The organism is Roseivirga spongicola, assembly GCF_034376045.1.
GTDB classification, from domain to species: Bacteria; Bacteroidota; Bacteroidia; order Cytophagales; family Cyclobacteriaceae; genus Roseivirga; species Roseivirga spongicola.
The window spans coordinates 4,160,256-4,173,307 of record NZ_CP139724.1; the positions used below are offsets into that span (position 1 = coordinate 4,160,256).

Consider the following 13,052-nt stretch of genomic DNA (forward strand, 5'->3'; position numbering starts at 1 on the left):
AAGCCTTTTAAAGCCTTTTCTCGATTGATATAACCCACTCCCTTTCACTAAAGGGAGTGATAACCTTCTGAACTACTAGTAGTTCTTATTCTGGCTCAGTAAGAAGCAAATGAAATTCTAGCGTAAATATTCGCACTTTTGTTTCGAATACTTAACACGGCAGTCACATTGGAAAAATGGAAATAAGAGACAAAATCGTTTTAATAACAGGTGGTGCATCTGGAATAGGCAAAATCATGGTTCGTTTAATGTTAGAACGAAAAGCCAAAGTAATTATCTGGGACATCCACCAAGAAGGTATCGATCGAACCATTGCCGAATTTTCAGGCAAGGGAAAGGTATTTGGTTACAAAGTAGATGTCTCTAGCCTTGAGCAGATTCAGGAAACTGCTAAAAAAGTGAAGGCAGAAATAGGCGTGGTAGATATACTGATTAACAATGCTGGCATAGTGGTTGGCAAGTACTTTAATGAGCATACGCCATCAGATATTTCAAAGACAATAGACATCAACACCAATGCGCCAATGTTTATTACTAGGGAGTTTCTTGATGATATGCTGAAACAAAACTCGGGTCACATTTGCAATATTGCCTCTTCTGGCGGCTTAGTTTCTAACCCTAAAATGTCGGTTTACGCAGCCAGTAAATGGGCTCTGAACGGCTGGTCGGACACATTGCGCTTAGAGATGAAGCAGATGAAAAAGAAAGTGAATGTGACTACCATAATGCCCTATTACATCAACACTGGAATGTTCGATGGTGTTAAGTCAAAAATCCCCATCCTAGAACCAGAGGCCACAGCATTAACCATTGTTAAGGCTATTGAAAAGAACAAAAAGCTCATTAGTATACCGGGGTATATTTATAGAGTCACTCGACTAGGCCAAGCTATTATGTCCATCAATATGTTTGATTGGTTTGCAGGAGACATTCTTGGAATTTACAAGACTATGGAACAGTTCAAAGGTAGGAAAAAGTAAGTTTAACATAATCTGCACGCTTTTATCCCTCCCCTCACGATGCTTTTGGAGAGAGTTACACCACAGCAAAAATCAAAAACCACACAACACGCTAGCACATGATATCATCTTCCTCCTACGGGGGAAGACAGGAGATGGGGGCTCCCTTGCAAAACTCCTTTCAATACACGTTCTTCATTGAAGAAAACACACCAATTCATTTAGAGTCTCTATGCTTCTCAGAAGTATTGATAACTCATTATAGCAGCACCATAATGTCACATCATTAACCTGAGCCACAATTTGACATAAGAATGAAAAAGATACTAGTTTGTTTATTTGGCATAGCGGCTTTAACAACAAATGCTCAAGATGTCTATGATTACTATGAAAAAATTAATGAGGGCAGAAAGTTTGTCATTGATAGAGATTTATCTTCTGCCTTAAACTCTTATCGCTCTGCTTTTGAAAAATATGACCATCCATTTGCACGAGATTGCTACAATGCAATAGAATTATCCATATCAGCAAAAGACACTATTAACCTTGATTTCTTTTTGCAAAAGGGTTTAACAAGAGGAATCAGAATAAAAGACCTAGAATCTTCGGGGCTTACAACCAATTATCTGAAAAGTAATTTCTACAAAAAAATCAAAGAAAAAGAAGATAGTTTATTGACTATTTATTCTTCTAAAATCAATTGGGAATTAAGGAATGAGGTTAATCAAATGTTTTTGGAAGATCAGAAAATGCGAGAATTATATTATAATTCGAGCTTCTTTAAAAAGAGGAAAATAGGAAAAGAATGGGAAGTATTGAACAGGAAACAAATCGAAAGATTAATAGAAATCACAGAACAATACGGTTTTCCTGGTGAGAATTTGATTGGAATCGACAGAAGCGAAATGCACTCTAAGATTAGAACAAACAACTATTCAGCGGGGATGCCTATAGTGATTTTAATACATCATTTCAGTCAGCCAAATTTGTCTTATGATAGTCTACTTTTGGAAGAAGTAAAGGAGGGTTATCTATACAACGAACATTTTGCGACAATCTGTGACTTTGAAGCCCAATTTGGTAAAGCTAAATATGAGAATTTTGGTTACTATGGACTGAGACATAGACCCAGAAAGTTGGATTTACACACCTTGAACTTAAAACGAGGGGAAATTGGAATTTTAGGATTCACGGAAATTGATAAGCTAAATCGGGTCCGGAACCTAACAAAATTTTGGAATCGACTTTACTAAAAACAACGGCCAACAATAAGTATAAACGTGAAACAAGGCTCAACGCAGTCAGAAAGACTTTCTCTTCGAAATTCATTAGCTTTTTTTGGTCTTAGATTTCGCTGAGACCTTAACCTTTTTCTTCAAAAAAAGTCGAAGCGTAAAAAATGGTTTGTTGAGAATAGCCCCACCCCTGCCTGCTGCAGGCAGGCTTTTACCTTTCCCCTCCCGAAGCCTTGGGAGAGAGGGGCAGTACACCACCGCAAAAATCTAACAACCACACAACACTCTAGCACTTGGTATCATCTTCCTCCTTCGGGGGAACCTGCCTGCCGGCAAAGGCAGGGACAGGAGATGGGGGCTCCCTTGCAAAACTCCTTTCAAAGCACGTTCTTCATAGGAGAAAACGCACAATCTCTTTTAGAATCTCTGTGCTTTTCTAGACTAATGAAACTTCCTTATAGCACTACAATATGGTATGCTATAAGGAAGTTTCACCAACCTATATTAAATATAACCGCCACTACAGTGGCGCATAGCTAACGTTCAAAACAACCGAAAAAATGAAATGAAAGAAATTATTGAAAATAGAAAATCTGTATTTAAGGCAGAACTCAATAATGACCTCATATCAGATACGGTAATTATCAGAAAGAACCTGCTACATGGAAACCCGATAATTTATCATGATGACGAAGACAAATACTTCTTCTTGAAACAAAAAGTTGCCAACTTCTTCAATGTAAGTACTACAAAAGTAGTTATGGTAGGCTCGGCTAAGCTAGGATTTAGCATAGCTCCCAAAAAAATATGGAATGACTTTAATGAAGAATCTGACATTGATATTGTAGTTATCAGTGAAACCATATTTGATGAATATTGGCAGGAACTTCTCAACTTTAATATTAACGTTAAAGCAAGGAGTGAACAAGAAGACAAAAATTATAGAGAATTCCTGGAATACTTCTTAAAAGGATGGATTAGACCAGATTTATTCCCTTTTAATTATCCGAAGAAAAATGAATGGTTTGAATTTTTTAAAGGTATTTCGTACGGAAAGTATGGGAATTATAAAATAGCAGGTGCCATTTTTCGAAATGAATACTTTTTCGAACAATACCATTCTCGAAATATCAGCAGATTAAGACTAGAAAACTATGAATAATATAGGAACAGCGGACAACGAGAAATTACTCGATTTATACAACGATTTGAAAAATGGGACTCTCGTTTTACGTCCTACTTTTCAGAGAAATTTGGTTTGGAATAATTCACATAAAGAAAAATTTATTGACACCATTCTTAGAGGTTTTCCTTTTCCGGAAATCTACCTTGCTGATGGAGATATAGACTTAGAAACTCAAACTTCAACTCGCTTGGTAGTTGACGGGCAACAGCGATTAGATACTATATTTTCTTATATCAACGGGGAGATTGCTACTCGGGGAATACCATTATTTAAAGAATTATCTGCTAAGCAACAAACTGATTTTTATGATTACAAGATTGTAGTTCGCGACTTAGGGAGATTAGACGAGAATCAAATAATTGAAATTTTTCAAAGAATCAATTCTGTAAGTTACGCTTTGAACGCAATGGAAATCAATAATGCGTTGTATGAGGGAGCATTTATTTCTACGGCACAGACAATTCAAGAGTCAAAAGAATTTGAAGCATTGGATATCTTCAGCCAAAATCAATATGCAAGGATGAAAGACACTGAATATATTCTGTTAATAATGGCAACAATAGAGGAAGGCGGTTATTTCACCGGAAATTCGGAAATAGAGAGATATATCAAGCTTCATAATGATGAGTATGCAGATTCAGAAAAGATTAAATCAGATATTACTGAGACCTGCCAAATGATTATTGATTTGAATTTAGAACCTGATTCTCTTTGGTTTAGAAAGACCAGTTTTTTCACATTGCTTGTTGAATTGGTTAAATTAAAAAGAAGTGGAACTGACTTTAGTAAGATTAATTTGAAAGCTGTTTTGACCGACTTAGAAAATCAAATCTTAGAAAACAAATCAACTGACCCGGAAACGAATGGATATGCAAAATTCTATAAATACGTATTCCAAGGCACTAGTGGTCGTGCTGGACGAATTGCCAGAGGGACTTTAGTCGAAAATGAAATAAAAAAGGCAGTTGCTAACAATGGCTAAAAAATCATAGCCACCCTACGGGATGGCAAAGCTTTTTAGCCTAACCGTTAGCAACGGTTATTAAACTGAACCCAGTAAGAGAATTGAAATGGAAGGACTCTTCAAAAAAACTGTAGAAAACGGTATTGAGATGCTAAGTTTCAGCCCTGCTCTTTCGACTAAAATTCGAGTGACTTATGTTATTGAAGACGGGAAATTTATCCATAAGAAAGTTTGGCCACATGGTGGAGTTCAGGAAACCGTGGTGATTAAAGAAATTCAAAGTGTTGAGAAAGGCAAATGGAACTTTAAAAGCCTCAATGGCATACGAACCTTGATAGTAAAAACGTCAACAACGAATATGGAGTTAGAGAGCATTTCCAATCCCGACAAAATTCGTTCTTATATTCTTGGACTAAAAACTGCTAAAGAAAACGTAGAGCCAAACAAGGATACCGAAGGAGAATTAGCTCCAGAATATGTATATGTACCCGCCATACCAGATGTAATTTATAATCTTTTAAAATCTATACAGACAGGGGGGCGTGATAAGCTAATAAGTTGGGAAGTTACAACAGGTGAATTCGTAAAGGCAAACCAAGTAATAGGACAGCTAAATGTCCCGGTAAAAAAATATAAATATGACGATATAAGATACAAAAATATCGCAATTATAAGAGCGCCTATTTCTGGTAAGATAATAGAAATCACCTCTGATGAATCCACATCAATTTTTGAAACCCGACTACCAACTGACTCACTTCAAAAGTATCGCTTTTTCAAGCATATGCTTATAATTCAGCCATTAGCATCAGAGAAATTTGCTGGTAATCCGTTCACCAAACCCCTGGCAGATTACTGTTTTTTTAAATTTGCTGATAGAAATAGTAGTTACTTTGAACCACTTGAGGCCTTGTATAAAATTGTCAATAGGTCAGAACCTGTAACTATAAAAGAAGATTGGAAAGTAACATTAAGCGATGACGATGATTTGGAAGAATTTGCGGTTCAAATACCATATCCATCCTATTACCTATGTGAAGCTCTTTTTGGGAATTTTGGAACATCCTATTCAGTTAAGAGACAATCCAGAGTAAACCAGGGAGACTCAATTGGTGAATTTAATTCTTACGGTAAAGCTATAGCCTCTATAATCTCACCCGTTGACGGTCTTATACTATTTACAGGATTAGACTACTCAGATTCAGAAGTAATGAAAATCGATAGAAGTTACAAAACAGAATTTCTGCAAGGAACTATATGGGGTGATGATAATTGGCCCATAAAGGAATTTTATAATGAAGAATACAATCGCGTTAAAACTATTTTATGCATCATACAACCGAGAAGGGGTTCAGACATTACGAAATACGTAAGAGAGTCCTACAAACATGTGATTCCAGCTATCGAAGAGAGATTAAGTGAAAAATTAAGAGACGACTTCAGCTATAGTAAAGAAAAATACAAAACCGTTGTGGAAAAAGAAATTCTTAAAATAAAAGAATCGGATGGTCGATTGATTCGTAGAAACTAAAACATTTGCTAATTACGTAGACTGCCCTGAGCCATAAGCCCCCGGTGCGCCTCCCGATACCTCGAGAGAGGGACAGCAAAAAACAGCAAAAATCTAACAACCCCACAACACTCTAGCACTTGGTATCATCTTCCTCCTACGGGGGAAGACAGGAGATGGGGGCTACTTACCCAACTCCCCCAAAACACTCTTCCCTTTCTCTATTAAAAAGCCTGAATCTGTTCCGCAGGTAATCAGCTGGTAGCTTTCATTTTGTAGGTATGGTTTTACAGCTTCTGGGTTTGTGCCGAAATAACCCATCGGAATTCTAGCTTTAGCGCAAGCCGTTTCTACTTTTTCAATGGCCACCTTCACCAGTGGATGCTCCACCTGACCTGCCACACCAAAACTGGCAGAAAGATCATACGGCCCAATAAAGACTACATCCACTCCTTCTACCTCCACTATTTCATTGATGTTATTGACTCCTTCAAAGTGTTCAATCTGAATCACCACAAGGGTTTCTTTATTCGCTCTTTCCACATATTCTTTAAAGCTCAGTCCATAGCCATGAGCACGGGCAGCTCCTACCCCACGTACTCCCTGAGTCGGGTACTTGGCATAAGAAACAATCTGCTTGGCCTCTTCAGCAGTATTCACTTTCGGTACAATAATTCCTTCAGCACCAATATCTAATACCTTTTTGATATTCGCTTCACTGACTTCTGGCACTCGCACCAAAGCACCACAACCAGGCTTCATAGCTTGCAGCATTCGCTGGAGTTCCATAAAGCCATGCGGGCCATGCTCTAAATCGATAAAAAGCCAATCGAAACCTACCATACTCATAATTTCAGCAATTTCCGGAGAAGGCAATGAGAGTAACGTTCCTATCAACTTTTCACCCTGATCTAACTTTTTACGCAATTGGAAGTTCATACACTAAGAGTTTAAAGCCTCAAGATGCAACGAACACACTGCCTATCAAAAGACTGACAGAAAATCGAAGCCATCGAAAATGTAGGACCTAACACTTTTATCTACCTTACATTTGATATTTTTTTATGAATAAGTCCTGGAAAAGAGTAATAAAACGAATAGCAGTGGGCCTGCTTATATTCGTTGCCTTGCTTGGCGTATTTGCTACCTTCTTTTTAAAAGACATCGTCAACAACCAGCTTCAAAAGCAGATAAAAAGCACTTTTGGTGATTTTTACCAGCTCTCATACGAGCGCAGCTCTACTGCACTATCTACCTCTGGTTTTAGCATTAACTTTGAAAAGGTTTTGTTTGAAGCTGATACCAGCAACCAGCTGATGATGAGGAAATACCCTGCTATTTTCTTTAATACAGACCTGCTAGAAATTACCGACATCAATGTTATTGGGCTATTGCTTAACTCTAAAGTAGCCGTAAAAAACATTGAAATTGATGATCCTAAGCTGCTCTTCTATATCACAGGTTCGGGCGAAGCCTCAGACTCTACCGAGTCTAATACGCAATCAGACAACCTTATTGAAAGCATTAAAGTGGGGCATATCTCGATCGATAAAGGCAGTGCTTCCTTCATCTTCGAAAAAAGCCGAACCGACACACTATTTTCAGGGAAAGACCTTTCCTTAGAAATTGAAAACCTTGGCTTGGACTTAAGATCTGAGGAAAACATTGTACGAACAGGCACACTAGACCAACTTGCCTTTTCTATTAAAGAGCTCCGAATGTCACCTAAAAGATCCGACTACAACTATGGTATAGAAGCGCTGAAATTCAATTATAAAGATCAATTATTTCAGTGCTCTGAGTTCTCCCTAGAACCCGTTGGCAACCCAGCAGAAATGGCGGCCAATAATCAATACAGAAAGTCAATTCTACGGATTAAAGTAGATTCGTTAGCTTATCAATCGGATGATTTCAAATCACTTAAAAACCTTACTTCCATCAATGGTCAAGCGCTCAATATTATGGGAATTGACCTGATTATTGATAGAGATAAACGCCTGCCACTGGATCAGACAGTGTATAAAAAACTCTTTCACGAATCTCTCTTAGAGTTACCCATTGCAGTAAATCTGGACTCTATAAACGTTTCTAATGCACGAATAGACTATAGAGTACATAATGCTTCTAGTGCTGAACCGGGCAACCTTTTGCTTAGCTCGGTCGATGGGAATATTACCAACATCAACACCAAAGACTTGAGCCAGATTGAAGCCAAATTCAATGGCATCTTTATGGAAGATGGCCCTTTCAACCTAAATATTCAGCTTCCACTGGCAACACCACATAACCACAGCTACAATGGTTTTATAGGTAAAACTGACTTCACTTCTATCAACCCACTTATTGCTAACCTCACAAAAGTGAGAATGGAAGAAGGCTGGATTGAACGCATAGATTTTGATGGAAAAGGAAGCGAATACCTCAATCAGGGTGTTATGAAAATTGCTTTCCATGACTTGAAGCTTTCAGTTACCAACGATAACAACAAGAAAAAGTGGATTCAATCGGGGCTTGGCAACCTAATAACCCGAAACAATAACCGCACAGATGAATCTGAAACAGCAGACCAACTGGAGTATTCGTATGAACGACCACACTATAAAGACCATTTAGATATGTATGGCGGTGGACTCATTAATGGTTTTGCTTTGGGTATACTGCCCAAGCCCATCTATAACCTAGTTATGAATAATTAGTGTCAATTGGCTCTCAAACTTTGATGAGTCTGTATAAACCAATTATTTTGAAGCCTTAACCTTTTAATCAGCACAATGGACATTTTTGCCATCATTACCATCCTCACCATTTTATCTGCGGCTTTTGCCTTCATCAACACCAAATTCTTGAAGCTGCCATTCACTATTGGTTTGATGATAATAGCCATGTGTTTTACCCTACTTATTGTAATAGTGGGGCAATTCAATAGCAGCATTTTAGAGCAGTCTAAAGAACTCATTCAATCCATTGACTTTAAAACTGTATTGCTCGAAGTGATGCTGAGCTTCTTGCTTTTTGCGGGAGCTCTACACACTAAACTGGACGACTTGGCTAAACACAGAGCTCCAATTATGCTCTTTGCCACCTTCGGAGTAATGGTTTCAACCTTTTTAGTGGGTGGCATTTTCTATTTTGTGGCCGAAGCCATTGGCCACCATATTGACTTTATTTACTGTCTGCTTTTCGGGGCTTTGATCTCTCCTACCGACCCAATTGCGGTGTTAGGAATTCTAAAAGATGCGAAAGCTCCTAAGAAATTAGAGATCAAAATTGTGGGTGAATCACTCTTCAACGATGGTGTTGGCGTAGTAGTATTCTTGGTTATTTTCTCAATTGCTCAGCGTGGAATTGCCTCTGTAGAAGCCGAAGAAGTAGGTCTACTTTTCTTTGAGGAAGTATTTGGCGGAATTGCTCTGGGCCTATTAATGGGTTGGGTTGGATTCAAAATCATGAAGACTATAGACCATTACGAAACTGAAGTGATGATTACTTTAGCGATGGTAATGGGAATTTATTCTATTGCTCATGCGGTGCATTTCTCTGGGCCTTTGGCGGTTGTAGTTGCCGGTATTTTCATTGGCAATAAGTCGCCAGAAATAGCTTGGTCTAAAACCACTCAAAACTATGTAGATAAGTTTTGGGAACTGATTGATGTATTCTTGAACGCCATACTTTTTGTTCTGATTGGTTTTGAACTACTCATTGTTACCATCAATGGCGAATATATTTTACTCGGAGTTTTGGCTATTCCTATTACGCTCATTGCCCGATACCTAGCATTAAAAGGGCCGATTATGCTTTTCAATAAAAAGCTGGAGTTCATTCCTAAAACTGATATGATTATGACTTGGGGTGGAATCCGTGGTGGTATATCCATTGCCCTTGCCCTCTCCCTTCAACCTGAAATGGAAAGAGAACTCTTCCTTACAGTAACTTATGTAATTGTGGTATTCTCTATTATTGGCCAGGGCTTAACTATTGGACCTTTGGTGAAGAGAGTTTTGGGGAGGTAGAAACAAACCAACTCATCCAACTCATCATGGATTGCATCGATGATGCTGGAACAGTCAGTTTGTAACTGACTATTGGAAAAATTCTAAACAAAAACTGGATACTTTATGCCGCTTCTACGAAGCTGAGTTCTGTCAATACTTTGAGGTTTTATAACATATCGTCCCGCTGAGACTTAGGAAATGGATTCGGTGAGTACTTCTTCTACCCACAGGAGGGCTGAGATCCAACATCAGCGTGACCATCGACAGATACTACGCCTATGAAAGACTTGGCCAATTCGATGGTTTTGATGTTGGTCGCTTTTTCTTTTAGAGAATCAAAAGAAAAGGAAGTCTAGAAAAACAACCCTAAACAAAGACAAGGATAAGTTTTGGCAGATCCCTCCCAAAGTCGGGATGGAAAATTTAAAACCACCTTCTTCTAACTCATCATCGATTGTATCGATTGTGCCAGAATGGTCAGTTTGCAACTGACACTACAAACTTAGATTCCCCCAGCTCTTCCGAAACATCGGGAGGATGAGCGATCTTGTTTCCACACATGATAAAGCCCCCTTCAGGGAGTTTATTGATTAGGTTAGAGTCGTCAGACCACTTAAAGTGGTCGGACGACTAATCTCTTCTCAATTATAGTAAATCACTACTTTGGGCCGCTCTGGTAAAGCTCGGTAGATAGAAGTTAGTTCAGCACTTGGAGCAGCCAAATAGATTTGAGGCCGATACTCCATTGTTTCAAAAGTAAATACCGAAGTCACAAGTGAGCTCAAAGCTTTGATTCTTTGGGAACCAAAAAACTGTCTTTTTACTCTTCTATCTAGCTTTTCGGAATTCTCTTCTTGACTCAAAAATAGCTCAAGGCCATTCTCCAAAATCAGCTGAATATGAGTTGGCTCATAAACCAACGAATCAGGTTGTGATACAGATGCTAAAAACTCTTCCTGCGTTTTTGGAGCAGTCTTCTCAATAATCGGTTCCTTCACAATGGTCGCTCTACTAGAGTCGACTTGTAATGGTTTTGAAAACTGTGTCCAGTACTCCTTCTCTCCTAGTCGTTTCAGCAAAGGATCTATTTGCATTTCAGCAAGCTGAACCTTGTAAATGGACATACCATTGATAAACAAACTCAAGGAGCTATCTGGAACATTGAGCACTAGGCTGATCGAGTCTTTCTTCGGCAAAGCGAGTAATGCCTTTTTAAAAGCAATCTGTCTTTGAAGGGAGTCGAGTCCGTTTACAAACTCTGGTGATTCCATTTCAGCACCCTCGTTTCTCCACTCCTTCAGCTTTGAGATTGGAGCTGAAATTAAGTGAAACAAACTCAACAAAAGCAATATCCCGAACACACAAGCTACAGCAATAACCGGCTTTCTATATCGCTGAAAAAACGATTTTAAATAGGCAAATATTTCCATCTTAGAAGATATAAACTTTGGCACCCATTGGCATAGACTTATAAACAAGCTCAAGGTTTTCGTCATTTAGGCGAATACAACCATGCGTAACCGGAAGCCCTAAAAACCGCTGGAAAAGCGTACCGTGAATCAAATAGCCATCGCCTAGGCTTAGAGAATAATCTCCAAGCACACCATACTCAAACCTTGAGGGGTGATTGTACGATGGTACAGGCAAACCTTCTTCTACAAAGGCCCAGTCTGGTTTTTTCCATACCGGGTCTTTGGTTTTATTTAATATTCTGAATTCGCCTTTAGGCGTTTTAAACATCCACTTTTCTTTCTCGCTCTTTTTAAGAAGCACATAGCTACCCGTTGAGCACATGTCTTTTTTAATCAGTTCATCACCCTTGTATAGGTAGAACTCGTTCATGGTGCTATTCACCACTAGGTAATTTGTTTCGGGCATATTAGCCTTCAGTTTTTTATCTAGCGAAGTCAATTCCTTTTCGGCATTGGACTTCATTACCTGAAAGGTTGAATCGTTCACCTTAGGCTCGTTGCCAATGGTAGCCAAAGCAATTGTAACCGACTGTAGGTTGAGTACAAGCAACAGCCCTGAAATGCTCAGGCTTACAATCATTAAGGTTTTTACTATTCTCTTATTCATTTCAATTACCCGTTTTGGGCATGTTTAGTGCACCGACAATGAGGACTGGCGTGTTTTCTGGAACCAGTTTCCATATTTTGTCCATGTCTGAATTTTCTAAGGCAATACATCCGTCTGTCCAATCGATGCCTTTTCCACCATCTCCATGTATTTCGATCAGATTACCAATGCTTGCGCTTTGGGGAATTATTCCTTCAGCTTTATTCTGTTTAAATCTCTTTTTATCCTCCTCATTCGGGTAGTCCAAAAGAAAGGCCTTGTAATACTTAGTTTGGCCATTAGCCTTTCGCTTCAATACCTTGTAATGACCTTCTGGAGTAGTTTTATCTCCCGACCGCTGCTTATCGCCAATCCAATTCGCACCCAACTCCACTGAATAAGTACTTAGCAGTTTGCCTCTACTATAGATTTTAAGCTCCCTATTGTACTTGTTCACCACTACCAATGCCGAACCTGTTCTTCTAGAATTTTCAATGGCTGAATTCACCCACTTTTTCCAAGTTGGAACCTCTCTTGAAAATTCTTCGAGTGTATTTTTTGCGTAAACAACCAACTCCCCCACACCAGACTCCAAGACTTTGAGCTTTTGCTCCATCTTTCCAGTATTTCCTTTCGCTAATGAGTTAGTCAACTCCTGATGTTTAAGCCTACTACTCGCCAGCAAACTCAATTGCCTTTTACTCATTGGCAAGCGCTTATAGCTATCATCGAATAGTGTTAGCTGTCCACCAATATTTTTAAGCCTATTGGCAAAACTGTTCGTCAGCTTTTTACTTCCTGCTTTTGCCTCTTGAGCGGCCATTTCGGCATACTCAATTGACTTCTTAGCGAAGTCTCTGCTCTCGCTATAAGTTCTCAGAAAAAAGAGCCTTTCGTTTTCAGCGCTCCACGAATTCATGGCAGAATCGTAAAACGTCTTGGCTTTCTTCCAGCTACTTTTAGCATAAACCGAAGCCTTTTGTTTATCGGCCAAGGCTAGTTTTTCTCTAGCCAGCGCCAGTTCATCTAAAGGCGGTTTGGGATATAGCGCATAACCCGACAAAACCAACAGCACAACTAATGCCGACAATCCCAAAACCAACCATTTAAATCTCATAGGCTTTCATAAATAGAAAATCCCCTAGAGC

At 38.9% G+C, this 13,052-nt stretch carries 11 protein-coding genes; 7 read left to right on the forward strand and 4 right to left on the reverse strand.

Annotated features, from left to right (window positions below; genetic code table 11):
• Positions 1–176: 176 nt before the first annotated feature.
• From T7867_RS18200 to T7867_RS18220, 5 genes are all read left to right on the forward strand, one after another.
• Positions 177–980 (forward strand): SDR family oxidoreductase, encoded by an 804-nt coding sequence (locus T7867_RS18200; RefSeq protein ID WP_068224517.1) that lies wholly within the window; start codon positions 177–179, stop codon positions 978–980.
• Between the two features lie 293 nt (positions 981–1,273).
• Positions 1,274–2,212 (forward strand): hypothetical protein, encoded by a 939-nt coding sequence (locus T7867_RS18205; RefSeq protein WP_068224519.1) that lies wholly within the window; start codon positions 1,274–1,276, stop codon positions 2,210–2,212.
• A gap of 547 nt (positions 2,213–2,759) precedes the next feature.
• A complete protein-coding gene (locus T7867_RS18210; protein ID WP_068224522.1) occupies positions 2,760–3,356 on the forward strand; it encodes a hypothetical protein in 597 nt (198 codons plus the stop codon).
• Positions 3,349–4,362, forward strand: coding sequence for a DUF262 domain-containing protein (locus T7867_RS18215; RefSeq protein WP_068224525.1), 1,014 nt, complete (start codon positions 3,349–3,351; stop codon positions 4,360–4,362). Before T7867_RS18210 ends, T7867_RS18215 begins: the two co-directional genes overlap by 8 nt.
• A gap of 88 nt (positions 4,363–4,450) precedes the next feature.
• Positions 4,451–5,875 (forward strand): hypothetical protein, encoded by a 1,425-nt coding sequence (locus tag T7867_RS18220; protein WP_068224528.1) that lies wholly within the window; start codon positions 4,451–4,453, stop codon positions 5,873–5,875.
• Positions 5,876–6,037: 162 nt separating this feature from the next.
• On the opposite strand, the gene T7867_RS18225 is transcribed toward T7867_RS18220, so the two are convergent.
• A complete protein-coding gene (locus T7867_RS18225; RefSeq protein WP_068224531.1) occupies positions 6,038–6,793 on the reverse strand; it encodes an HpcH/HpaI aldolase family protein in 756 nt (251 codons plus the stop codon).
• Positions 6,794–6,918: 125 nt separating this feature from the next.
• Between T7867_RS18225 and T7867_RS18230 the strand changes: the two genes are divergently transcribed.
• Positions 6,919–8,550, forward strand: a complete 1,632-nt coding sequence (locus tag T7867_RS18230; protein ID WP_068224534.1) for an AsmA family protein — start codon at positions 6,919–6,921, stop codon at positions 8,548–8,550.
• A 75-nt stretch (positions 8,551–8,625) separates the two neighbouring features.
• Complete coding sequence (locus T7867_RS18235) at positions 8,626–9,864, forward strand: cation:proton antiporter (RefSeq protein ID WP_322299632.1); 1,239 nt, start codon at positions 8,626–8,628, stop codon at positions 9,862–9,864.
• Positions 9,865–10,487: 623 nt separating this feature from the next.
• On the opposite strand, the gene T7867_RS18240 is transcribed toward T7867_RS18235, so the two are convergent.
• From T7867_RS18240 to T7867_RS18250, 3 genes are read right to left on the reverse strand one after another with little or no spacing between them, the layout of a single operon-like run.
• Positions 10,488–11,276, reverse strand: a complete 789-nt coding sequence (locus tag T7867_RS18240; RefSeq protein WP_322299633.1) for a hypothetical protein — start codon at positions 11,274–11,276, stop codon at positions 10,488–10,490.
• Between the two features lies 1 nt (position 11,277).
• Positions 11,278–11,925, reverse strand: a complete 648-nt coding sequence (locus tag T7867_RS18245; RefSeq protein ID WP_322299634.1) for a L,D-transpeptidase — start codon at positions 11,923–11,925, stop codon at positions 11,278–11,280.
• A 1-nt stretch (position 11,926) separates the two neighbouring features.
• The gene (locus T7867_RS18250; RefSeq protein ID WP_322299635.1) at positions 11,927–13,021 is read right to left on the reverse strand and encodes a L,D-transpeptidase family protein; all 1,095 of its coding nucleotides are present in this window, start codon (positions 13,019–13,021) and stop codon (positions 11,927–11,929) included.
• Positions 13,022–13,052: the final 31 nt, after the last annotated feature.